Source organism: Hyunsoonleella sp. J2K-J805, from assembly GCF_057167125.1.
On sequence record NZ_CM169901.1, the window covers coordinates 852169 to 876843 of the forward strand.

General features: G+C 32.7%; 15 protein-coding genes and 1 pseudogene. 9 read left to right on the forward strand and 7 right to left on the reverse strand.

Annotated features, from left to right (window positions below; translation table 11 throughout):
• Positions 1-6 precede the first annotated feature (6 nt).
• The 4 genes from AC1B0Z_RS03790 to AC1B0Z_RS03805 are packed head-to-tail and all read right to left on the reverse strand — an operon-like array spanning position 7 to position 6293.
• Positions 7-2403: a GumC family protein gene (locus AC1B0Z_RS03790; protein WP_483794223.1), complete on the reverse strand. Its 2397-nt coding sequence runs from the start codon at positions 2401-2403 to the stop codon at positions 7-9.
• A 7-nt stretch (positions 2404-2410) separates the two neighbouring features.
• Positions 2411-3184: a polysaccharide biosynthesis/export family protein gene (locus tag AC1B0Z_RS03795; RefSeq protein WP_483794224.1), complete on the reverse strand. Its 774-nt coding sequence runs from the start codon at positions 3182-3184 to the stop codon at positions 2411-2413.
• Positions 3185-3229: 45 nt separating this feature from the next.
• Positions 3230-5191, reverse strand: coding sequence for a polysaccharide biosynthesis protein (locus tag AC1B0Z_RS03800; protein ID WP_483794225.1), 1962 nt, complete (start codon positions 5189-5191; stop codon positions 3230-3232).
• A 22-nt stretch (positions 5192-5213) separates the two neighbouring features.
• A complete protein-coding gene (locus AC1B0Z_RS03805; RefSeq protein WP_483794226.1) occupies positions 5214-6293 on the reverse strand; it encodes a DegT/DnrJ/EryC1/StrS family aminotransferase in 1080 nt (359 codons plus the stop codon).
• 557 nt (positions 6294-6850) lie between these two features.
• Between AC1B0Z_RS03805 and asnB the strand changes: the two genes are divergently transcribed.
• Positions 6851-8656, forward strand: a complete 1806-nt coding sequence (asnB, locus tag AC1B0Z_RS03810) for an asparagine synthase (glutamine-hydrolyzing) (RefSeq protein ID WP_483794227.1) — start codon at positions 6851-6853, stop codon at positions 8654-8656.
• Between the two features lie 65 nt (positions 8657-8721).
• Here the strand turns inward: asnB and AC1B0Z_RS03815 are convergent, their stop codons facing one another.
• The 3 genes from AC1B0Z_RS03815 to AC1B0Z_RS03825 all read right to left on the reverse strand — a co-directional run bounded on the left by AC1B0Z_RS03815 (position 8722) and on the right by AC1B0Z_RS03825 (position 13997).
• On the reverse strand, positions 8722-10377 hold the full coding sequence (locus AC1B0Z_RS03815) for a glucosamine inositolphosphorylceramide transferase family protein (protein ID WP_483794228.1): 1656 nt from the start codon (positions 10375-10377) through the stop codon (positions 8722-8724).
• 61 nt (positions 10378-10438) lie between these two features.
• The gene (locus AC1B0Z_RS03820; RefSeq protein WP_483794229.1) at positions 10439-11530 is read right to left on the reverse strand and encodes a GNAT family N-acetyltransferase; all 1092 of its coding nucleotides are present in this window, start codon (positions 11528-11530) and stop codon (positions 10439-10441) included.
• 613 nt (positions 11531-12143) lie between these two features.
• Complete coding sequence (locus tag AC1B0Z_RS03825) at positions 12144-13997, reverse strand: Ig-like domain-containing protein (RefSeq protein WP_483794230.1); 1854 nt, start codon at positions 13995-13997, stop codon at positions 12144-12146.
• A 431-nt stretch (positions 13998-14428) separates the two neighbouring features.
• Between AC1B0Z_RS03825 and AC1B0Z_RS03830 the strand changes: the two genes are divergently transcribed.
• From AC1B0Z_RS03830 to AC1B0Z_RS03865, 8 genes and pseudogenes are all read left to right on the forward strand, one after another.
• Positions 14429-15457, forward strand: a complete 1029-nt coding sequence (locus tag AC1B0Z_RS03830) for an NAD-dependent epimerase (RefSeq protein WP_483794231.1) — start codon at positions 14429-14431, stop codon at positions 15455-15457.
• Positions 15458-15560: 103 nt separating this feature from the next.
• Positions 15561-16545: pseudogene (locus AC1B0Z_RS03835) on the forward strand (SDR family oxidoreductase).
• Between the two features lie 15 nt (positions 16546-16560).
• Positions 16561-17940, forward strand: coding sequence for a nucleotide sugar dehydrogenase (locus AC1B0Z_RS03840; RefSeq protein ID WP_483795238.1), 1380 nt, complete (start codon positions 16561-16563; stop codon positions 17938-17940).
• A 10-nt stretch (positions 17941-17950) separates the two neighbouring features.
• Positions 17951-19234: a nucleotide sugar dehydrogenase gene (locus AC1B0Z_RS03845; protein WP_483794232.1), complete on the forward strand. Its 1284-nt coding sequence runs from the start codon at positions 17951-17953 to the stop codon at positions 19232-19234.
• Positions 19235-19304: 70 nt separating this feature from the next.
• Positions 19305-20855, forward strand: a complete 1551-nt coding sequence (locus AC1B0Z_RS03850) for a lipopolysaccharide biosynthesis protein (protein WP_483794233.1) — start codon at positions 19305-19307, stop codon at positions 20853-20855.
• A gap of 10 nt (positions 20856-20865) precedes the next feature.
• Positions 20866-21963, forward strand: coding sequence for a glycosyltransferase family 4 protein (locus AC1B0Z_RS03855; protein WP_483794234.1), 1098 nt, complete (start codon positions 20866-20868; stop codon positions 21961-21963).
• Between the two features lie 6 nt (positions 21964-21969).
• Positions 21970-23055 carry an O-antigen ligase family protein gene (locus AC1B0Z_RS03860; protein WP_483794235.1) on the forward strand — a complete coding sequence of 362 codons (1086 nt, stop codon included), beginning with the start codon at positions 21970-21972 and terminating at the stop codon, positions 23053-23055.
• A 184-nt stretch (positions 23056-23239) separates the two neighbouring features.
• Positions 23240-24673 carry an MBOAT family O-acyltransferase gene (locus AC1B0Z_RS03865; RefSeq protein WP_483794236.1) on the forward strand — a complete coding sequence of 478 codons (1434 nt, stop codon included), beginning with the start codon at positions 23240-23242 and terminating at the stop codon, positions 24671-24673.
• Positions 24674-24675: the final 2 nt, after the last annotated feature.

Consider the following 24675-nt stretch of genomic DNA (forward strand, 5'->3'; position numbering starts at 1 on the left):
TTTTTTTTATGATTTTCCAAAAGCATACCATTTTTTCTTTTTTGGTGTACCATAGTATCCATATTTAGCGCCATAACCAAAGTTAGACTGCTTTACATCATTAACGACAAGCATCATTCCATTTAGTTTATCATCGTCATGAAGCTCTTTTGCAAAATTAAGTATTCTTTTTTCAGTATAGCCAGCTCTAGTTACAAAAATTGTATGTCCCGCATATTGACTAATTAATAATGTATCAGTAACTAACATGGATGGTGCCGTGTCCACAACAACATAATCATACTCCTCTGAGACAAGATCAAATAAATCCTTCATTCTATCACTCATCAAAAGCTCTGCGGGATTAGGAGGCACCTTTCCAGATAGCATAATATCAATTCTGACATCATTTAAACTATAAGGATTTACTGTCTCTTTCAAGGTTAATGATTCATCCACCAAGTATTCGGTCAAACCAATATTAGATCGTTCTTTATCAGTTGCCGTTTTAATAGCTGAAAAAATTTGAGGATTTCTAATATCAGCCCCAATCAATAATACCTTTTTACCAGTATTAGCCAAGGTAAGAGCTAAATTGACACTAACAAAAGACTTACCTTCACCATTGATTGTGGATGTAACATAAACCACATTATCATATTTTTTAGTATCCTTACCCCGTTGAACATAATCTAAATTAGTTCTTATAATTCTAAAGGATTCAGATAGAATTGATCTATCGTTTTTCTTAATTAATTCAACCTTTTTAGTTCCCGAGAAATGCGGAATTTCTCCAAGGATAGTAATATTAGAAATTTCTTTTTCTAAATCCTCTTTGTTGTGAATTTTATTATCCAATAAATCCTTCACATAGAAAAAAGCAAAAGGAATACCTAAACCGATAACAAGTGAAGCCAAGTATATTATAGGTTGATTTGGCGCTACTGGTTTACTCTTGTAACGAGCTCTATCCACTATTTTGGCGTTTGGCGATGTAGAAATCAAGGATATTGTAGCCTCTTCCCGCTTTTGTAACAAATAAAGGTACAATGATTCTATTATCCCTTGTTCTCTCTCAATATCCCTAGACTTTCTAACTTGTCCAGGAACAGCATAAATTTTAGAGCTTATCTTAGCAGATCGATTTTCAAGGCTATTAATTTTTAATCGCATGGACTTTGCAGAATTATCTAAACTCTCTTTAAGGTTGTTTTTAATGTTATTTATCTGCTGATCTAGATTTACAATAATAGGATTTTTCTCATTAGAACTGCTTAACAATCTATCTCTATCATCCAATAAAGTATTGTACTTGGCAGCCAAGTTATTAATTGCTGGATCGGTACCTAAATTTGCAGGTATCCTAGCCAAATCATCTTCATTTACCTGACTCTTCATATAATTGATTAAACCATACTCTGTACGGCTTTTAGCGAGTTCTGCTTCCGTTTGTGTACCCGACTTTAAATAGATATCAGCTTCAGAAGTAATATTTGTAAGCCTATTACCCGTCTTAAAAGACTCAATTGCGTCATCGGCCTGTGATAGTTCACTCGAGATTAAATCAATTCTATTATTTATAAATTGTGCTGTGTTTTTTGATTTTTTCTGCTTCTCTTCAATAGAAGACCTATTATAAGCATCAATCAACTCATCAACAATATGTTTAGCTTTGAGTTTTACAGGATCATTAAATGAAATATTTAAAACCTTAGAAAGTTTAGTCGTTTGAGCAATTAAAATAGTTTTTTTATAAGATTCTGCTACACTTTCTACAGGGGTTATATTAACAAAGATATCTTGCCCAACTAAATTGGAAACATTGGTAACATTTGGAGTAATAATAATGTCACCAACTGGGGTTGATATATTACTGCCAAAGACTCCTTTGCCCAATATTTCTTCTTCGCTATCTGGATCAATGTATGTGAAATCAAAAGAAGTTTCAGAATTAGCTTTAAGACTAAAATCGAGCCAGGATAAATTAATTATTGAATCTGATTTAATAAAACTCAACTTGATAGGTGCCTTGCTATTTGGGTAAAACTGTTTATCGTGAAGTCTGCCTTTAACATAAATACTTATGTTAAGATTTAAGCTATCAACAACGCGTTTCATCAACCTTCTAGACTTTAGCACTTCTATTTCGTCTTCAATTTTTTTACTTTCGGTAGGCGAAATTTGCCCTAAGTCCTTTAGAAGTGTTTCTGCTGGAGTTGCTACATGTTGATCATCTACCAACATAATCATAGCGTAAGCATTGTATTCTGGTGTAGCATATCGCAAATAAAAGAATCCTATTACAAGAGATATTATACAACAAACTGTAAACCACTTCCACTCTTTAAAGTACAATCTTAGTACTTTAACTATATCAAACTTATCCTGAGTTTTGCCGCTATTTTTACTTGACATATTATCCATAACTAAATTAATTTTGTCTTGTCAATAAAATTACGGTAGAAGTTATTATTATAGAAGCAACAGAAATGGCTGCTCCAACTCTTCCGTCAAAATATGCCTGTGTTATAGCCGATTTGTTCGGTTCAACATATACGACATCGTTTTGTGTTAAAAAATAAACTGGAGAATTAAATAACTCCTTATTGGTTAAATCTATTCTAGTGTAAGTTTTAGTTCCATTGAAATCTCTCACTACCAATACATTCTCCCTTTTAGCCTTAATTTTTAAGTCCCCAGCTAAAGCTATTGCCTCTAAAAGAGTAATACGCTCTCCTGACACGTCATACATACCAGGTTGATTGACCTCACCTAAAACTGCAATTCTAAAATTAAGTATTCTAATATTTACTATGGGATCTTTTAGGTAATCTGATAGCTTTTGCTTAAGTAATTCCTTAGCTTGTTCAACACTCAATCCAATCAATTTGATTTTGCCAAGTACTGGATAATCAATATTACCATCAATATCAATCAAGTAATCTATATATTGAAGTTTACCACTATCTGTTTGCCCTTTTTTCAAATTAAAAGGTTCAACTGCTTCTAAATCAAAAGTGGAAACATAAATACTAATAATATCATTTACTTTAAGTTTAGGGGTAAATGTATTAGTATCAACTATAGTCTCAAAATCCTTAGCGGTTTGAAAATAAACCACTTCTTGCCTTGAAGCACATGAAAATAATGAAATTACAACAATACTTAAGATAAAATATTGCTTTTTAATAGAATTAAAAATCATTTTGTTAAAGATTTGGGGAAATATACAAGGTATTTTTTAAAAAATCTACTGTACTGACTTAAAAACTGATCCGTCTTTAGAACTATTATCTGTCAATCCCTTAGCCTTTTTAAATATTTGTACTCTTTTATCAAACTTCTCATAACTTGAATTGTTCGATTTATATTCCGGAATAATATTTTTCATTTTTAAAACAATACTAGAGTTTTGAAAACGATTGGTAATGCAAAGTTCTTCAATTTCTGCTTTTATTTTAGCATACTCCAGTTCTCTAGTTTTACTAATTAAAATTTTCTTGTGGTATGTTGAAAGTGTATTTTCGCCATTGGCAAGAAGTTCTTCATATAGTTTCTCACCAGGTCTCAGTCCTGTAATTTCTATATCTATATCTTCTGGAAAGCTTAATCCAGAGAGTTTAATCATATTTTTCGCTAGATCAAAAATCTTTACTGATTCACCCATATCGAAAATAAAAATTTCACCGCCTTTACCCATAGTACCAGCTTCTAAAACCAACTGCGCAGCTTCAGGTATTGTCATAAAATAACGTGTGATCTCCTTGTGCGTCAATGTTAAAGGGCCTCCTTTTTCAATTTGCTTCTTGAACAGAGGGATAACAGATCCATTTGAGCCTAGTACGTTGCCAAAACGAGTAGTGATGAATTTTGTTTTACTCTCTTTTTGTAAACAAGAAATATACATTTCTGCCATGCGTTTGGTAGCACCCATCACACTAGTAGGATTCACAGCTTTATCAGTTGATACGAAAACAAACTTCTTAACGTTGTACCTCGAAGCTGTATCAGCTAACAATTTTGTTCCATTGACATTAATCTTGATTGCTTCGTAAGGAGATTTTTCCATTAATGGTACATGCTTATATGCAGCGGCATGGAAAACCATGGTTGGTCTTTCTTGTTGGAAAATGGTATCAATCCTTAATCCATCTCGGATGTCAGCAACAATTGCAACATAATTATACTTTCCATCTCTTTTCAAGTCTTGTTGAACATCATATAACGCAGATTCAGCCTGATCAACCAAAATAAGCTTTTTAAGATTGAAATTAGATAGTTGTTTAACCAATTCACTACCTATTGAACCAGCAGCACCAGTAACTAAAACTGTCTCTCCCGTAAACTCATTCAGAAGATTAGGGTTGTCTATGTTAATAGGCGGTCTACCCAGTAAATCCTCAACTTGAAATTGTTTAATCTGATTGCTATTAAACTCACCATTAATCCAATCTTCAATGGGTGGTACTTTTTTAATTTTTACATCAAAATCAATTAAATTATCAACCATACTAATAAGGTTGCTTGTATCAATGCTCTGGGCAGCCACAATAATCTCATCCACTTCAAATCGCCTTATGAAATCCTCATCTACATCCATTAGGGGCATTATTCTAATTCCATTAATTAATTTTCCTTTCTTTTTGAGATCATCATCAATGAAATACAGAATATTATAATTCGTCTTGGTATTGTTTAATAAGGTATTGTAAGTAATAATCCCTGAATCACCGGCACCATAAATCATTACATTTCTAGTCGACGTAAATGTCAATTTTAAATGATTATATACGATTTTAAAAATTAACCTACATCCACTTAGGGCAACAAAGCTAAACAAGGCGTGTGTTACTATTATTGATTTAGGAATTGTAAAACTATCAACAAAATTAAACGCTGCATTTATCAATACCGCCATAGTGTTTAGAACAACCATTACAACAATTGCCTTGAAAACATTTACTACATCGGCAAAGCCTGTATGCCTAATGATACTTTTAAACGAACCAACTATTAAAAAACTTATGGCTGCCAAACATAATAGGATAGGTACTTGTACGAAAAATTGATTTAAATCAAAATTCAAAGTAAAGTTAAATCGTACAAAATAAACAATGAAAAATGTTATTGATACTATCGCCAAATCAATTGCAAAAACCAACCATTTAGAGGCAAATTTCTGGGAATAATGGGAAAAGTAATTCTTAATCATAAGTGAGAGTATTAGTTAGGTTTTAATCTAGGGTTTTTTTTATAATACTTAATATTCTATTTAAGTCGTCATCTGTCAAATTGGAACCACTCGGTAGGCAAAGCCCCTTTTCAAATAAATCTTCTGACACACCATTTGTAAAATGCAAAAAGTCTTTAAAAACTGGTTGTACATGCATAGGCTTCCATAGAGGTCTGGATTCTATTTCGTCCTCAAGAAGGATTAGCCTTATTCGTTCTCTCTGTTCAAATGAACCTGTTTTAATGCACGTTAACCATCTATTAGAGAAAAAACCATCGGGTTCATCTAGAAATTCTATATTCTTATAGGCTTCTAAGTTTCTCTTATAAAATTCAAAATTTCTTCGTCTTGCTTCGACTCTTTCATCTAGCACCTGCATCTGCCCTCTTCCAATTCCAGCAACAACATTACTCATCCTGTAGTTATATCCAACTTTTGAATGTTCGTAATGTGGTGCATTATCTCGCGCTTGTGTTGATAGATGTACTACTTTATTTTTCTCTGTTTCATTTTGAGTAATTAATGCTCCTCCTCCAGAGGTAGTAATAATTTTATTACCGTTAAATGACAGCACTCCATACGTACCCAAAGTACCACATGGTTTATCCATATATGTACTACCAAGGGCTTCTGCACTATCTTCAATGACAGGAATATTATATTTTTCAGCTATTTCATTAATTGCTTTTGCCTTGTATGGCATGCCATACAAATGAACGGCTATTATAGCCTTTGGCTTTTTATTCTTCTCTATTCTATCTTTAATAGCTATTTCTAAAAGATCAGGACAAATATTCCAAGTATCTGCTTCACTATCAATAAAAATTGGAGTAGCTCCTAAATACATAATGGGGTTAGCTGAAGCCGAAAACGTAAAACTCTGACATAAAACCTCGTCTCCTTTGGTTACCCCAAGCATTACTAATGCCAGATGGATAGCACCTGTTCCTGAGCTTAATACCGCAACCTTATTTTTTCCTCCAAGATAATCTTCAATATCCTTTTCAAAACCATTAACATTTGGTCCTAATGGAGCAATCCAGTTTGTACTAAAAGCCTCTTCAACAAAGCTTCTTTCCATACCACCCATGTGGGGTGACGATAAATATATTTTTGTTTTGGTCAACATTATTACAATTATTCGCTTTAACAGCAACTAACTAGTCAAATTCATTTTTGGTATTCCCTCTTTTAGAAGAAGAAAACAAAATCAATAACTAATATTCAAAATTTCTATTAGACTTAAAATTGTTTGTATTCTAAATTTTGTCGTTTTAGAGGGATAAAGACAAAATTAATTTACAATACTCTATTAAATCCAACTTTGCTATTAATCAATTTAATTTCGTTTTGTGACGGTAAATTTAGTAATTGTTTTACTTCGAAAAGAGAACAATTCCCTTATTTCGCTAAAAATGTATTTAAAATCGGTTAAATACATTTCGTTATATGTTTATGGATAAACTTTGCATATCACCGATTTTTACTTTAGCGAGGTTCATTTTACCAGATTCGAGTAAAGCCATCGAAAGTATTTTATCATTTCAAAACATCTCTTCTTTTAATCGTTTGGTAGATTTTATCTCTATTATATTGTATTTATAAAAAATATATGCTTGCTTTACACAAAAAATAAATATGTGCGGCATATATATAAGTAACATTCCATACTCCAAGGAAGAGGTGAAATCTAAATTAGACTCTATTTCTTTCAGAGGCCCAGACCATACAGGCATTGAAAAAGTTAATGATGTGATTTTAGGACATTTGAGACTTTCGATTATTGATTTAGATCCTAGGTCAAACCAACCTATGACTTATAACAATCTTCATATTGTATTTAACGGAGAGATTTACAATTATTTAGATGTAAAAGAAGAACTGATTAAGGATGGTTATGAATTTAATACCGAAAGCGATACTGAGGTATTATTGGTTGGTTATCGTGCTTGGGGAAAAGACATGCTAGACAAAATAAACGGTATGTTTGCGTTTTCGATTTATGACACCGAAAAGAACATAATATTTTCAGCACGCGACAGGCTTGGTGTAAAACCTTTCTACTACTACTGGGATGACAATAAATTTGAAATTTGTAGTCAAATTCGTCCTTTATTAAAAAGTAAAAAAATCAATGAAGATGCTATCTCCATGTTTTTGGATTGTATGTTTGTGCCTAGTCCCTACACAATTGTTAAGAATGTTTATAAGCTGCCTCCAGGCAACTATATGGAGATTGACTTAAATAAGAACGAAGTTAATATTTCCGAGTACTGGAATTTAAAGAAAGTAAAGATAAAAGAGATATCTTATGAAGACGCGAAAAAAGAGTTGCATACACTTTTAAAGGACGCGGTTAAAATAAGGTTGCAATCCGATGTCCCTATAGGTACATTTCTATCCGGTGGTATTGATTCTGCTCTCGTCTCAGCTTTAGCGGCAGAGGTATCCAATACCCAAATAAATACTTTTTCAATTGGTTTTGAGGACCCTAATTTTGATGAAAGTAAAAAAGCAGAAGAATACTCCAAAATTATAAAATCCAATCACACTACCACTATTTGCGGGCCAAAGGATTTTCTAAAACTGATTCCCAAGCTTGCTGAGGTATATGATGAGCCATTCGCAGATAGTTCTGCTTTACCATCATTATTGTTGAATTCGGTAACAAAACAGCATGTTACCGTAGCCTTATCAGGAGATGGAGGAGATGAAAGTTTTATAGGATATCCTTATTTTGATTCATTGGTGAAAAATGAACGAATAATGGAAATACCTTTTTTTATTAGAAAAATATTGTCTAACCCTTTGTTTCTTAAACCATTTGGTTTGAACTCCCATAGAGTTAAAAACGCTTTAAGGACTAAGACAAAAAATGACTTTATTGAGAATATATTTTCTAGGAAAGGATTCTTGTTATTAGAAAAGAAACAAGAGTACATGCAGCATTATCAAGATTATAAAAAATGGTCTAAAACTTTTTTACAGAAAGCTGCAGATTTGAACATTAAACTTTGGCTTGAGAATGACAGCAATGTTAAAGTGGACAGAGCAAGTATGGCTTACTCTGTTGAAGTAAGAAGCCCATTTTTAGACTACAGAGTTATTGAATATGCCAGATCACTTCCCATATCTTACAGATATCAAAAAGGAAGGCAAAAAAGAATCTTAAGAGATATCTTGAACGACTACATCCCAGAGGAAACATTTAATCAACCAAAACAGGGGTTTGCTGTACCTATCGCAGAATGGATGAGAAATGAATTAAAGGATGAGTTTATGTCTTCACTAAATGATGAGTTTTTGAATAAGGTTCCAAATCTTAATGTAGTTAAATTTAAAAAGCTATTGAATGAACACATGGAAGGAAAAAAGAACCATACGGCAAATATCTGGAAGGTTTATGTTTTAAGTAAATGGTATTCTGAATTTGGTTTTGACTAAAAAAATAAAAGAGGGAGTAGCTACTCCCTCTTTTATTTTCTAAGATAGATAATATACTTTGTTTTTTATTTCCTTCTTTTCAGTGACGCATCCATTATTGTGAGTCGACCTTTACAGTTAAATGTATGCGTACCTAAAACATTTTTCTCCCAGTTTGGATAAACTGATTGTACTTCTATTTCCTGATAATCGTTTTCGCTAATAGTAATTATTTCTTTAATTTTAAGTCCATAGCCATACCGCTTTGAGCAATTCTGTGCAGGCCTAAAAAGCCTACCGTTTTCCATAAATATATTCCCTGCAGGTCTTGCAGACCTAGCATCTGAAACAATGGGGTTCTTGGGGTGAGGTGTCCAGTTATCTGTGACTAGAGTATCCGAATAGAACAGGAATAATTCATCAAAGGACGAAGCTCCCATATTCTCTCTAATATTACAAAACAGCCAATACTTTCCATCTTTTTTTAAAATTGTAGAATCCACGGCATAAACATCATTCATAAGTACCTTTTCTAATTCCCACTTATCAGGAAAGCCCGTACATTTATACAGTTCAATAGTACCATTTTGTGCTGTTTCAGGTATCATGTACAGCTCATCGTTGTCTTCAATGATAAAGGGGTAAGATAAATGGTAATCCTTTTCAATAATAACTTGGGGTGTGGTGTAATTACCTTTTTGGCCCATTTCCATCAAACAGATTGTTCCTTTATTATCTGAAAAAATTAATTCCTCAAGATAGATATAATACTTATCGTCTCTTTCAACTATGAACGGATCTGCCCAAAATCTATCTTTTGGAGGTAATATTTTCTTAAATCTAAAAATAGATTTTGATGGCTTGTGCTCTTTGTTTATCTTATATAGCAACACCCATTGCTCAAAAAAGAAATAACCTGATATTTTTTCCTTTAATTTTCTATAAAAAATATTGTAAACACCTTTAAGAGCTTCTTTATTACTCGGAATAGTATATAACCTATTATAGTATAGATATGGGGTTTGGTTGCTTTGAGAAGTATTGTTAAAGAAGTTTTCCTCTCCTAAATTATGTAGTTCGTTTAGTTTTCGTGGGATTAGTGATAGGGCCTTCCAGTAATAATTACTTTTATTTTTTCTTACGCTTGTGAAATCTGTTTTGGAATAGCTTTCTGCTAATTTTATTCCGCCGTCAAGGTCTTCAGTTAAAATCTGAAGAACAATTCCAGTTTCATTCCATTGTTCAAAAACTTCCCAGAGACCAGCAGGTCCTCCTCTATTAACGTTATTGTCTCCATGATGAAAAGACCAAACACCATATTTAGCAGATTTTAAAATATCACCTCGTAAAATCTTAAATCCTAACCTAACGAGAACATCTATATTTTCTGATTTAATCTTTTCGACATCCTGATCTGAAAACCAGTGACTAAACTTAGTTTCCTTTGGATCCACAACGATTTCCTTGCAATCTACTACATCCTCAAGGCGCTTTGGCTTAAAAGCATCGTGTTTTACATGGTGAAATTTATTTTCGTACTTTTCATAAAATACATAAACTAATTGTTTTCTCTGGCTCCACAAGGATTTCAATAAGGGCTGTTTTTTTGCCTTTTGTGGTTGCTTTTTTACCACCAAAACTATTTCCGAATGATTAGAAGCATTAATAACTTCAATCATTTTATATGTCCATGCCGGCACTAAAGAACTGTTAACCAGCAGACCAATTCGCAATTTATTCATTCCAACTTCATTGTAAAAAAATAAGTGCTAATTTCGTTAAAAAAATTAACAAGAAATACTTTTATGCATTCAGTTTTTGTAATCTAACTTTCAGACCATTCATCTTTCCCTTAAACAATTTTGTTTTTTCTACAAAAGATTGCACAACTTTGCTTTTATAAATAGTGACATCATACTGCTTCATGCTTTCCGGCCCCCAAGAACTTTTATGAAAACTGGTGCCATCCATGAAATCATAATCATATTTTCCTTCATTCATAACTTCCTTAAGCACCAAAGCGCGCAGAAGGTTACCAGGAGTTTTAATAACCTCATTTTGGTAGGCATGAGCTTCTTGAAATAAATAAACCTCTTTATCTCCAATAAAAAATTGTTTGTAACCCAAAACCTGTCCATCAGCCATAATTAGAGCATAAATCCTCATAATCCCACTACTAATTAACCATGATAAATTTTTCTTGAAAAAAGAAATTCTATATTTTTTATATCCTCCAAATGCCCCCAATTTGCCTTCAGCTTCCCAACGAACCTGATGAAGCTCTATGAAATCATCCAGCGACTCCTGATCGTCTACTAACTTTACTTCTAAATTAAGCTTTGTGGCCTCTTTTACCATTTTTCGCACTTTGGTGCGCATCCGAGGCTTTAAAACCTTTATGTAGTCATCAAAATTTTTATGGTTTTTTATTACCAAATACTCTCCTTCTAAAACATCCTTGGTGATTCCCTTAACCTCTTTAAGTGCTTTTTGTAAAAAACTTTCAGGTAGTAAAAAATGAAATTTCCAAACATGAACTTTTTTATCCTTAAAAATCTGCTGCATAACCTCTACGAAATCCTTAGGGCTATTTTCACTTGTTATGGCATCTAAATCCTTACTTTCCAATAAACTGCTTAGAAACTGCCAAGTCGTTATCGTTTTACCGAATACATTTTTAGATTTGGTGAATCCAGGAATAATGGCCTTTACTTTTCCTTTATCTTGAATAACAATGATATATAAATTATCTGCGGAATGCTGCTCTTTATAAGCCAACCACCAATTGTATTGCCATTCAAAATTTAAAAAAGGTACTTTCGAACTATTAATTCGATTCCATTCGTCTTTGAGTGTCAAAAATTCTTCAGTTTCTGTAACTATTCTAATTTCCATTTTAATATTTTAAATTAAGGATATTAATTCACCTTATTATTTTCTTAAAATTACTGCTACTAAAAAGTCCCAATTGTTTTATCTGGTGCAAAGAAGTTGTATCAAAAAAATGCCGAAAATACAATTTAAACTTGCATTTTCAATAATAAAAACCTAAGATTTATTTATGTATGTTGGTTTCATAACTGGGCACATGGTTAAACTTTTAGGGCTTTTATAGCTTAATTTCACTATTTTCTTTTTCACGTCAATCTACTGCCTTATGGCTATTTAATTGATTAGTAATAAATTGATACAAAAAAATGGATTAAATCCATTGTAAATTAACTGCGTTTTTAAAATCTAATGGTAATTTTCCAGTTAAGATGTTATTTTTTTAGTTAAATCGATTTAAATTTCCATTTAGTGGATATTTTAAAGACACTAAGTTTACAAATACTTGGATAATTGAAGAAAATATAAATTTCAACATCCAACTTACCGAAACATTATTATTTATCCTTTTAATTATCAAAAGTTTATAACATCTCTATTACCAATAAACCTTGACGTCTGTTTAAAAAAAAACCACCGAAAAATCAGTGGTTTTAATTTCTAACTGTATAGATTATATTTAAGATCCAATACTGTTTATATACTCTTCAATATTAGTGTAACCGTCTCCATCTTTATCCAGAATAGCATCGGATGGAGAATTTTTATCTAATCCGTAGGCGTCTTCCCAAGCATCAGGAATTCCATCTCCGTCAGAGTCTGTTTGTGGCGTACCACTATCAAGGCTTGGGTAAGTTGCAGAAAGTGTAGGTGCTGTAGATCTTCTGTTCTCTACATCACTAATAGCTCTTGCATCTTCCGAATCTCTGGTAGGTAAAGAAGCACCAACATGGCTTTTGATATTGTCAAATACATCTACGGCATCTGCAAACACCACACCATCTTGAATTAATGGGGTATCAAACGGTGTTGTTGCCCTGTAAGATGCAGGTGCGGCATTTTGAACATCACCAGAGCCACCACCATATTGGGTAATGCTCCATTCTTCATCCCAATCTACAGGAGAAGAGATTGAAGTTCTTAATGGGGTAATATTTCCTCTTAAGTACATTGAAATAGGTTGAGTAGCTGTTACATAGACTTGATTTCTATCAAAAGAACTATCTATACACATATTATTGATATAATTTAAGTGCATTGTTCCTGCTTGAGGTATATCATTACGGAAATCAGTATGAAGCTTACCTTCAAAAGTAACATTATTCACAATTTCAAAATATCCTTCCTCAGTAGTGTAATTACCTGATTCATTCTTAATTAAAGGCTGTCTTTGTCCTACATCCGTGAAAAGCAAGTTATAGAAAGACAAGAAATTTACACCTCCAGCGCAAATAACCCCCTTGTCTTGCCCTCCATAGGCAGTATCTATTAAACAGTTTTGCAAAGTTATGTTATAAGTATTTGTTCTATTATTTCCGTCATAATCATAAATAGCTATGTTTTCATCACTAGCCCAACTAAATGAACAATGGTCTACAATTATTTCATGTGCATTAGTTATAACCAAACCATCAGAATTACTTTCTGAAACATCTACCGATGAACGTCTAATCGTGATGTAACGCATAATTACATCATTTGTTGAAATACGCAATACAGGTATATTAGGTGTACCTTCAGCAGTAAGTGTAATACCATCTCCAGGTGCAGTTTGTCCTGATATCGTTATAAAAGGATCATTAATAACTACCGTACTGGATAAATCAATTCTACCACCTACATCAAACACAACAACTCTTGGACCGCTAGATTCACAGGCCTCTCTAAAGCTTCCTGGTCCAGCATTGTTCAAATTGGTAACTTTGATGACTCTTCCACCTCTGCCCCCAACAGCATTCTTACCATATCCTTGGGCGCCAGGGAAAGCTTTTAATTCTGAAGAAACATCATCGTCTATATTTATGTCTTCAACTTCGTTAACGGTTATTGAAACTGTCGCTGAAGCGCATACATCTGTAAAGTCCTGATAACATAGCGTGTACTCAAAAGAGTCTGATCCAAAATATCCAACGTTTGGTGTATACAGAACGGTATCATCACTTATATCAAGCGGTGTGTTATTGTTATTAATTTCGACGGCTCCGTTTGTTGGTGTGGAAAAAGTTAAAATGTAATCAGCAGGAACAATTGTGTCATTGGTCCATGGCTGAAAATCTACAGAAGTATCTTCATCAGTGGTTACTTCATCATCTACTAAAATAGGTGCCTCTGGTTGAGCTCCATCATCAGGTTCTTCTTCCGGATTAGGGGTGTCTTCAACAACTTCTTCTAATAGTTCCTCACTAATAAATATTTCCTCGTTATTACATGACGAAAAAAGTAGGAAAAAAATAAAAAAGGCAACCAATGCTTTCGGTATTAAACGTAAATTTAAGGCTAATTGTAGGTTTGGGGTCAAATGTAGGTGTTTCATTGCTTTAATAAAAATTAGATTTGGAATTTCAAATATAAGTTACTTTAACTGATTTTAAATACATTTTATCGATAAAAATTATTTTTTTGTAGTATTTTATACATGTATTGTATTTCATCGTGCCTAAAATGCATTTTATCGATTTTTAAATTTCTTTATATACGCGTGCATCACATATTTAGACTATAATTTTTTAAAAAAAATAAATTCGACGGCAAAAATAGGTAGTTCATCGACTATTTAAAAGTATTGTTAATAATATGATGATAACTAATCTATATACAGCTCTTACATTAATTATCGGATAACTAGACATCCTGTGTTAACTTAATCGATTTTATTTTCATTTTAACACAAACTGTAAAGTCATTAAATTCTTTTTTTAATATTTGCACCATTAAACATATTTTAACACCTCAAATCGAAAAACAATGAAAATACTAGTTACAGGAGCTGCAGGCTTTATTGGTTTCTTCACTTCAAAAATTCTACTGGAAAAAGGGCACACCGTTGTTGGGCTCGATAATATTAATGACTATTACGACACCAAACTTAAATACAACAGGTTGAAAGAATTGGGAATTAGTAATGAAGAAGCTAGTGTATTTAATAGATTATGTAAAAGTGGGAAAAACGGTAGGTTTTCGTTCATAAGGATGAATCTAGAAAATCGAGAACAACTTCCTGCGCTTTTTGAAAAAGAAAAATTTGACGCCGTTTGTAACCTAGCCGCCCAGGCAGGTGTAAGATATAGTTTAGAGAATCCAGAATCTTATGTTGATTCAAATCTTGTTGGTTTTTTAAATATTCTAGAATGCTGCAGAAACAATAATGTTGGACATCTCGTATATGCCAGCAGTTCAAGTGTATATGGCTTAAATGAAAAGATTCCTTTTTCTACCGATGACAGTGTTGATAACCCTATTAGTTTATACGCAGCCACTAAGAAAAGTAATGAACTAATGGCACACACCTATAGTCATTTATTTAAGTTTCCTACTACTGGCTTAAGATTTTTTACCGTTTATGGCCCATGGGGAAGACCTGATATGGCCATGTTTCTATTTACAGATGCTATTGTTAACGATAGACCTATAAAGGTGTTTAACTATGGGAAAATGGAAAGAGACTTTACTTATGTGGATGACATAGTTGAAGGAATTGTAAGAATACTAGAAAAGGATACCAAATCCAGAGTTGAAAACCAAGAACTTTATAAAGTCTACAACATTGGTAATAATAATTCTGTTAAGCTTCTTGACTTTATTAATGAAATAGAGCAAAACCTGGGCACTGTTGCAAAAAAAGATATGATGCCCATCCAACCTGGAGATGTTGAGCGCACATGGGCCGATGTAGATGATTTAATACGAGACTATAACTATCAACCAAATACATCAATTAAAAACGGAGTAAAAGCGTTTATCGACTGGTATAAAAGGTATTACAACGTAAACTAAGTTTTTGAGGGTGAATTTCATCGTTAAAAATGTTTAGTTGACATAATAAGTATTTTAATTAGATATTTTTTTACATATTTGCCCAACAAACCCAAATCTAAAAATGATAGAACAATTACAAAACAGTACTATTCTTGTAACCGGTGGAGCAGGTTTTATTGGCTCCAATCTATGTGAAGAATTACTAAATAACAATGTTAAAACTGTTTGTTTAGATAATTTTGCAACTGGTAAAAAACACAACATTCAGTCTTTTCTAAGTAATAAGAATTTCACCTTTATTGAAGGAGATATTCGTAACATTGAAGATTGCCATAAGGCCTGTAAAAACGTAGATTATGTATTACATCAAGCAGCATTAGGCTCAGTTCCCAGATCAATTAACGACCCGGCTACTACTAATGATGTAAACATTTCAGGTTTTCTTAATATGTTAATTGCAGCAAGGGATGCTAATGTAAAAAGATTTGTTTATGCCGCTAGTTCTTCGACTTATGGAGATCACGAGGCGCTTCCTAAAATTGAGGACACTATAGGTAAACCTCTTTCTCCTTACGCGATCACAAAATATGTAAATGAATTATACGCAGATATATTCCATAAAACTTATGAATTAGATACTATTGGTTTAAGATATTTTAATGTTTTTGGAAGAAAGACAGGATCCAAATGGGGCCTATGCTGCAGTAATCCCAAAATTTGTTCAGCAATTTGTAAAACATGAATCTCCTTACATAAATGGTGATGGAAGTTACTCAAGAGATTTTACCTACATCGACAATGTGGTACAAATGAACCTGAGAGCAATTACATCGCAGAATAAAGACAGTTTAAATCAAGTATATAATGTAGCATTTGGTGAAAGAACTACTTTGTTAGAACTTACAACCTTGCTTAAGGAATATCTATCAGAATTTGATCCAAAGATCAAAGATGTAGACGTTAAACACAGAGAAAACAGAGCTGGTGACATACCGCATTCCTTGGCATCAATAGAAAAAGCTAAAAAACTTCTAAATTACAACCCAAAATACAGTGTTAGCGACGGATTAAAAGAAGCCGTAAACTGGTACTGGAAAAATCTATAACCCATAAATTACATGATGAAAGTAGAAAAAATTTGTTGTATCGGAGCCGGATATGTAGGAGGTCCTACAATGGCTGTTATTGCGCAAAAAAATCCACAAATTAAAGTAACGATAGTTGATATAAACGCAGAGAGAATTGCTGCGTGGAATGACAAAGACTTATCTAAACTTCCAATATACGAACCTGGTTTGGCAGAAATTGTTGGTGAAACAAGAGGAAAAAATTTATTCTTCTCAACAGACGTAGATACTGCTATTGATGAAGCCGAAATGATCTTTATATCAGTGAATACGCCAACGAAAACTTATGGTAAAGGAAAAGGTCAAGCGGCCGATTTGAAGTATATTGAACTTTGTGCACGAAATATTGCAAAAGTTGCCAAAACGGATAAAATAGTTGTTGAAAAATCCACGCTGCCGGTAAGAACTGCCGAAGCAGTAAAAAGTATTTTAGACAATACTGGCAATGGTATTAATTTTCATATCCTTTCAAATCCAGAGTTTTTGGCTGAGGGAACAGCTATCGATGATTTATTAAAACCAGACAGGGTGCTAATTGGCGGCGAATCTGAAAAGGCTATAGAATCTTTGTCTAGTGTCTATGCTAGTTGGGTCCCAAAAGACCAGATATTGAAAACAAACTTGTGGTCCTCTGAGCTTTCTAAATTGACAGCAAATGCATTTTTAGCACAAAGAGTTTCTTCTATTAATGCCATTTCTGAATTATGTGAACATACCGAAGCCAATGTAGATGAAGTGGCTAAGGCCATTGGTATGGATTCGAGAATTGGACCTAAATTCTTAAAAGCTTCAGTTGGTTTTGGAGGCTCATGCTTTCAAAAGGATATTTTAAACCTTGTTTACATTGCAAGAACATATGGACTAAATGAGGTTGCAGATTATTGGGAACAGGTTATTATAATGAATGATCATCAAAAAAGGAGATTCTCGGACAATTTAATCAAAACCTTATACAATACCGTCTCTGGAAAAAAAATATCAATGCTAGGGTGGGCTTTCAAAAAAGACACGAACGATACTAGAGAGTCTGCAGCTATTTATGTAGCAGACCACTTGTTGAACGAGCAAGCACAGGTTGCGGTTTACGATCCTAAAGTCCCAGAACAAAAAGTATATTCTGACCTTAACTATCTGAACACAAGATCAGAGCAAGAAAATGAGGAGTATGTAACTGTAAATAAGTCTCCATATGAGGCTTTAAAAGATTCTCATGCCGTTGCTATTATGACCGAATGGGATGAATTTAAAGATTATGATTGGAAAAAAATATATAGTGAAATGAAAAAACCAGCTTTCATTTTTGATGGAAGAAACATTTTAGACAAAACTAAGGTGGAAAATATAGGTTTTAAATACTATTCAATTGGACATTAAAAAAAATACAATGAAGAAGGATAAAATTGCTATTATCGGCTTAGGATATGTTGGTTTACCATTAGCTAGACTTTTTGCAACAAAGTATAATGTAGTTGGTTTTGATATAAATCAAAAAAGAGTTGATGATTTAAAAAAAGGTATTGATACAACCTTAGAGGTAGAAAACAATCTTTTAAACGAGGTAATTAAAACATCCTCTACTGATGATTCTAATGGCTTATATTTTACTACCTCTTTTGAGGATATTAAAGACTGTAATTACTATATAGTAACTGTACCAACTCCAATAGACGAAAACAAAAGGCCTGATTTAACTCCGTTATATAAATCAAGTGAAACAGTCGGAAAAGTTTTATCCAAAGGTGATATTGTAATTTACGAATCTACCGTTTATCCTGGTGCGACTGAAGAAGAGTGTATTCCAGTATTGGAAAAAGTTAGTGGATTGAAATTTAATAAGGACTTTTTTGCTGGCTACTCTCCAGAACGTATAAATCCGGGAGATAAGGAACATACCGTTGAGAAAATTTTAAAAGTTACTGCAGGTTCCACGCCCGAAATTGGAGAAAAAGTTAATAATTTATATGCATCGGTAATCACAGCTGGAACTCATTTAGCTCCTACCATTAAGGTTGCTGAAGCTGCCAAGGTTATTGAAAATTCTCAGCGAGATATTAACATTGCCTTCGTGAATGAACTAGCGAAGATTTTCAACCTTTTGGACATAGATACCCACGACGTTCTTGCGGCTGCAGGTACAAAATGGAATTTCTTACCCTTTAAACCTGGACTAGTAGGCGGACATTGTATTGGTGTGGACCCTTATTATTTAGCTCAAAAAGCTCAAGAAGTTGGTTACCATCCTGAAATTATTCTAGCCGGAAGACGCATAAACGATAGCATGGGCGAATACGTTGCCAGTGAGATAGTTAAAATGATGATAAAGAATGAGCTAAAGGTTAATGGCGGTAAAATTCTGATTTTAGGCGTAACTTTTAAAGAAAACTGTCCAGATGTAAGAAATACGAAAATTATAGATGTAATTACTGCTTTAAATGAGTATGAGGCAGACTTAACCATTTATGATCCTTGGGCAAATGTAGATGAGGTTAAGCATGAGTATGGTATTGATATTACAACGACAGTACCTACCGATACTTTTGACACAATTGTTTTAGGTGTGGCCCATAAAGCTTTTGACGATTTAGACTTTACAAATTTATTATCCCCCAATGGGTTGATTTACGATGTTAAAGGCGTTTTAAAAGATAAAGCTCATAAATGCCTTTAATATTTCATTGAAAGAATTATAATTACTTCATTTAAAACCTACACTTTAACTAAACATTAAAAGTAATTAAATGTCCAGAATCTCCAAATCTATAAAGAATGCCAAGGTTGGTATATTTTTTTTCATACTATCAATCTTTGTTCAATTCTTTTCGAGAAAAATATTTCTTGACAATTTAGGAGACGACTTTATTGGTCTAGAGTCCACTATAAGAAGTATAATTGGTTTTTTAAATTTAACTGAGCTCGGTATAGGCATTGCTATTGGTTTTGCTTTATATCAGCCACTTTATGATAATAACCGAGATGAACTAAATAAAATTATAGCCCTTTTAGGGGTCCTTTACAAAAGAATTGGCTTATTAATATTAGGATTAGGTATTCTTGTTTCTCTATTTTTCCCCTTAATATTTGCTAAAACTACGTTTTCATTTACGCTAATATATTTTGTTTTTTATTCTTTGTTATTTTCTACCCTACTAGGGTATTTTTTTAATTATCACGTCAGTTTATTAAGTGCAGATCAAAAAGGATACGTTGATAATAAGATATTTGAAACACTAACTATAGCCAGAGTAATTTTACAGACTCTAATTGCAATTTATTTAAAGAACTTGTATTTATGGATTGCGTTGGAATTGGTATTCAGTATTATTTTCAGCGTTATCCTAAGAGCAAGAATAAAGAAAGAATACCCATGGCTTATTATCCATTCTACAGAAAAAGCACAAATTATAAAGCAATATCCTGTCATCATAAAAAAAATAAAGCAAGTTTTTGTCCATAAAATTGCTCTCTTTGTTAAGGGTAGTACTGATAATATCCTTATCTACGCCTTTGTTAATTTACAAAGCGTAGCATTTTTTGGAAATTATCAATTAATAATAATAAAGCTTAGCGGGCTTATTAAAATGTTATTTTCAGGAACAGGTTCAGCCATTGGCAACTTAGTAGCTGAAAATGATAAAGAAAAGATTAACAACGTTTTCTGGGAGTTAGTGGCAATCCAGTTTTTCATAGCTGGCTTTATTAGTATGGCACTTTATTATCTTTTGGGTTATCTCATAGCATTATGGCTTGGGGAAGAATATATTTTATCAAATAGCATACTAATTTTAATGATAGCCAATTTTTTTCTTTTTGAAATAAGTTCGCCAATAGAACGCTTCAAAAATGCATATGGTATATATTCAGACACATGGGCGCCTATTACAGAGGCCATAATAAATCTTTCTATTTCATTCATTTTTGGGAGGTTATGGGGTATTGAAGGGATTTTACTAGGAACATTGGTTAGTCTCGTTTTAATTGTAGTAATATGGAAACCATATTTCTTGTTTAAAAATGGATTTCATAAAAGTGTTTGGCATTATTGGAAAGGTGTTTTACCGATTGTGTCAGTTCTAGCAATTTCTATCTTTATCATAAACTTTGTCGTTGAACAAATTACTTATGATATAAGCTCATCAAATATTTTTAGCTTGATACTTTACGGTTTTGAAGTAGTTGCAATAATAGTATGCGTTTATGGTGTTTTATTATTACTTTTCATCAATGGTTTTAAAATGTTTTGCTTAAGAATGAAAAACCTAGTAAAAGACAAACTGAACAAAAACAACTAATAACTTTAAATTGAGCGTTAAAAAGAAGAAAATAGGTTTTATTATTGGGAAGCTATCCTCTGGAGGTGCAGAACGCGTTATCTCCACTTTAAGTAATGAACTTATTACTAAGTACGATATAGTAATTATTACATTTGTGGAAGTTTCACCTTTTTATCAGCTTAATGAGAATATCAAGGTTATATCTTGCAAGAAAAGCATTATCCCGCCCAATTCTATTTTTGAGTCCTTAAAGCTTAATTATCAATTAATTAAAAGCGTTTCAAAAGTAATAAAATCAGAAAACATAGATATTACCATAGGCTTTATTACATCAGCAAATGTAATTGCGGTAATAGCAAGTAAGCTAAATAAGATTCCCGTTATAATTAGTGAACGCAATAATCCAATGCTAGAGCAGGTCTCTAGCTTTTGGAAGTTTTTGAGAAATTTTGCTTATCCCAAAACTGATAAATTGGTATTGCAGACTGAAGGGGTTAAAAAATTTTACAACAATAAAATAGAATCAAAAAAAATAGTAATATTACCTAACCCTATTTCAACTGAGCTACTGGCACTAAGAGATGACAGTATAAAAAAAGAAAACATTATTCTCACAGTTGGACGCCTAGACAAGAATAAATGTCATGATATAATAATAAAAGCCTTTAAAAATATAAATACTAAGGGCTGGAAGCTTCTAATAGCTGGAATAGGACCTGAAGAAAATAATTTAAAAGAATTAATTAATACAAACAACTTGACTAATACTGTTGAGATGCTAGGAAAAGTGCAAAATATTCATGAATATTACAACAAAGCTAGAGTTTTTGTACTTGCTTCAAGGACGGAAGGGTTTCCAAATGCTCTCTTAGAAGGACTAAGTTTTGGGATTCCAACTATATCAACGGATTGTAATTTTGGCCCATCTGAAATTATAAATGATGGTGAAAATGGCTACTTAATTCCTGTAGAATACCAAAATTTGATGGAAAAGAGGTTAGCTGCTTTAATCAATGACGAAGAACTTAGGAATAAATTTTCTAAAAATGCAAAACAGTCTACTTTAGATTACCACTGTGATGCTGTAGTTAGTAAGTGGGATGAAGTAATTTGCTCGTTAATTTAGAGATTAATGAAAATACTAAAATTTATAATCGCTGGATTGGTATTACTCAATATACCTTCAGTCATTCTAATTAATTCGAATGCAACTGTTGGTAGCTTACTAAGCTATACAACTATAGTAATGTTAGCACTTTATTTTTATTTAGAAAAGAAAACAAAGCCTAATATTTGGATGATTGTTTTAGGTCTTGTCTATTATGTCATCGCCAGTTTTCAATATTATGGCGTACCTAGTGAATATGTTAATGGAAGCATGAAATATTTCATTGTGCTATTAGGTGGTTACGCATTATTAAAAAGAATGAGCCCTGTTGATATGTTTTTTATCTTCCTTATTGGGACATTAAGTATAGGTTATGAAGCCATGTTTATACCCAGTAAATGGGGACGCTATAGTGGTTTATACTTAAATCCAAATGTAGCTGGGTTTATATGTATTTATGCTTACGCCCTCACCTATGGTATTAAGAACCCAGTACTTAAATTAATAGGTCAATTTATTTTCACCTTAATGGGGCTGCTAACGTTTTCAAGGACTTTTATTGTTATATGGATTTTATTAAACTTGATTTCCCTTAGAATTAGTATAAAAAATATAAGAATGCTTGGAGTTGGTTTTTTAATATTAAGTACTCTTTTTTTAATAGATGAAATTGTTGGGTTAAATAACCCGCGATTTGATCAGCTTAAAAATATAGCATCAAATGAAAAAGTTTCAACTACCGAGATGAACGAAGATTCAAGATCAGACACTTGGGCATTATATTATGACAAGGTACTAGATTCGCCATTTATTGGTAATGGATGGGGTACTTTTTCTGGCGTATATGGCCATGGTCCTGGCGCTCATAATTCATACTTAGTTGCGGTTGGAGAAGCCGGATTTTTAGCTCTATTTGTTATGTTGGCTATGTTCTTTAATATGTTTTGGAAAGGATATGTTTATTTTAAACACGCCCCTAATCTAATTATGCAAACCATCGCTGTATCTGTTTTTCTATTAGCCAATCATAATTTTTTCAATTTCTACTATATAACTTTTGCGGTAATGTGGATACAACAAGCACAACTTAAGATACAAAGTGAAGTTTAACTACTCTTTAAAATATTATGAAAAAAAGTCACAATAATCAATGTAACAAACGTATTTGCTTACTTTTAATTAATTTACCAAGTTAGTTAAAGAAATTTAATTACAATTCATAGATTAATTTTGAATAATACAATGGGATGTAGCATTTTTGTTCCTGTTAACTTATTAAAGCCTCAAATCTAATATGTTATTCAACTCCATAGAATTTTTTGTTTTCTTACCAATTGTTTTTTGCTTATATTGGTTTGTAACTGCTAAAAACCTTAAGGCCCAAAATTTGTTGGTAGCAGTTGCTAGTTACGTTTTTTATGGCTGGTGGGACTGGAGGTTTCTTTCCTTAATTGCATTTAGCTCTATTGTTGATTATACAGCGGGTATAATGTTATCCAAAACTGATGCTCCACTTAGGCGTAAAACACTTTTATGGATTAGTATTTGTGTTAATCTGGGGTTTTTAGGCTTCTTTAAATACTACAATTTTTTCGTTGAAAGTCTGGTAGACTCTTTTACATTGTTAGGAAAACCGTTAAATGTAAATACTTTAAGTATTATACTCCCCGTAGGTATCAGTTTTTATACATTTCAAACTTTGAGTTATACTATAGATGTTTACAAAAGAAGGCTGGAGCCTACCAAAGATTTTATAGCATTTTCAGCCTTTGTCAGTTTCTTTCCTCAACTAGTGGCTGGTCCTATTGAAAGAGCTACGAATTTACTGCCACAATTTTACAAGAAACGCACATTCTCCTATCCTTTGGCAGTAGATGGCATGCGTCAAGTACTTTGGGGATTATTCAAAAAAGTAGTTATTGCTGATAATTGTGCTAAATATGCCAATTTGATCTTTAACAATTATGAAGACTATTCAGGAAGCACATTATTACTTGGTGCCTTTTTCTTTGCGTTTCAAATTTATGGTGACTTCTCAGGATATTCAGATATAGCCATTGGAGTATCAAGATTATTTGGTTTTAATTTGAAAAGGAACTTTGCATTCCCTTATTTCTCAAGAGATATTGCCGAATTCTGGAGACGATGGCATATTTCGCTATCCACTTGGTTTAGGGATTATTTATACATCCCATTGGGTGGTAGCCGAGGCGGTGTTAAAATGAAGATTAGAAATACCTTTATCATCTTTTTGGTAAGCGGGTTTTGGCATGGTGCTAACTGGACTTTTATAATTTGGGGTGGTTTAAACGCTCTTTATTTTTTACCACTAATGCTGACAAATAAAAATCGTGTGAATACAGATATGGTGGCACAAGGTAAACTAATACCCAGTGCCAAAGAAGTAATACAAATGTTAGTTACTTTTTTTATCACCCTAATAGCTTGGGTCTTTTTCAGAGCCGATACAGTAAGTCATGCCTTTCTTTTTGTGAAAGATATCTTTTCTTCAACACTGTTCGCTATCCCAGAAGTTTGGCCCATTACGGTGCTTATTTTGATATTTGTTTTTGTTGTAATTGAATGGATGGGAAGAACTGGAGAATACGCAATTGAAAAACTTGATAGTTGGAGCAAGGGCTTAAGATGGGGGTTTTATATTTTAATTATAATCCTATTATTTTCTTATACTGGTGAACAACAAGAATTTATTTACTTCCAATTCTAATT

What these genes read in the sequence shown, in the direction of transcription:
- AC1B0Z_RS03790 (WP_483794223.1), bottom strand. Translation starts at nt 2,403, where the DNA reads ATGGATAATATGTCAAGTAAAAATAGCGGCAAAACTCAGGATAAGTTT.
- AC1B0Z_RS03795 (WP_483794224.1), bottom strand. Translation starts at nt 3,184, where the DNA reads ATGATTTTTAATTCTATTAAAAAGCAATATTTTATCTTAAGTATTGTT.
- AC1B0Z_RS03800 (WP_483794225.1), bottom strand. Translation starts at nt 5,191, where the DNA reads ATGATTAAGAATTACTTTTCCCATTATTCCCAGAAATTTGCCTCTAAA.
- AC1B0Z_RS03805 (WP_483794226.1), bottom strand. Translation starts at nt 6,293, where the DNA reads ATGGAAAGAAGCTTTGTTGAAGAGGCTTTTAGTACAAACTGGATTGCT.
- asnB (WP_483794227.1), top strand. Translation starts at nt 6,851, where the DNA reads ATGTGCGGCATATATATAAGTAACATTCCATACTCCAAGGAAGAGGTG.
- AC1B0Z_RS03815 (WP_483794228.1), bottom strand. Translation starts at nt 10,377, where the DNA reads ATGAATAAATTGCGAATTGGTCTGCTGGTTAACAGTTCTTTAGTGCCG.
- AC1B0Z_RS03820 (WP_483794229.1), bottom strand. Translation starts at nt 11,530, where the DNA reads ATGGAAATTAGAATAGTTACAGAAACTGAAGAATTTTTGACACTCAAA.
- AC1B0Z_RS03825 (WP_483794230.1), bottom strand. Translation starts at nt 13,997, where the DNA reads ATGAAACACCTACATTTGACCCCAAACCTACAATTAGCCTTAAATTTA.
- AC1B0Z_RS03830 (WP_483794231.1), top strand. Translation starts at nt 14,429, where the DNA reads ATGAAAATACTAGTTACAGGAGCTGCAGGCTTTATTGGTTTCTTCACT.
- AC1B0Z_RS03840 (WP_483795238.1), top strand. Translation starts at nt 16,561, where the DNA reads ATGAAAGTAGAAAAAATTTGTTGTATCGGAGCCGGATATGTAGGAGGT.
- AC1B0Z_RS03845 (WP_483794232.1), top strand. Translation starts at nt 17,951, where the DNA reads ATGAAGAAGGATAAAATTGCTATTATCGGCTTAGGATATGTTGGTTTA.
- AC1B0Z_RS03850 (WP_483794233.1), top strand. Translation starts at nt 19,305, where the DNA reads ATGTCCAGAATCTCCAAATCTATAAAGAATGCCAAGGTTGGTATATTT.
- AC1B0Z_RS03860 (WP_483794235.1), top strand. Translation starts at nt 21,970, where the DNA reads ATGAAAATACTAAAATTTATAATCGCTGGATTGGTATTACTCAATATA.
- AC1B0Z_RS03865 (WP_483794236.1), top strand. Translation starts at nt 23,240, where the DNA reads ATGTTATTCAACTCCATAGAATTTTTTGTTTTCTTACCAATTGTTTTT.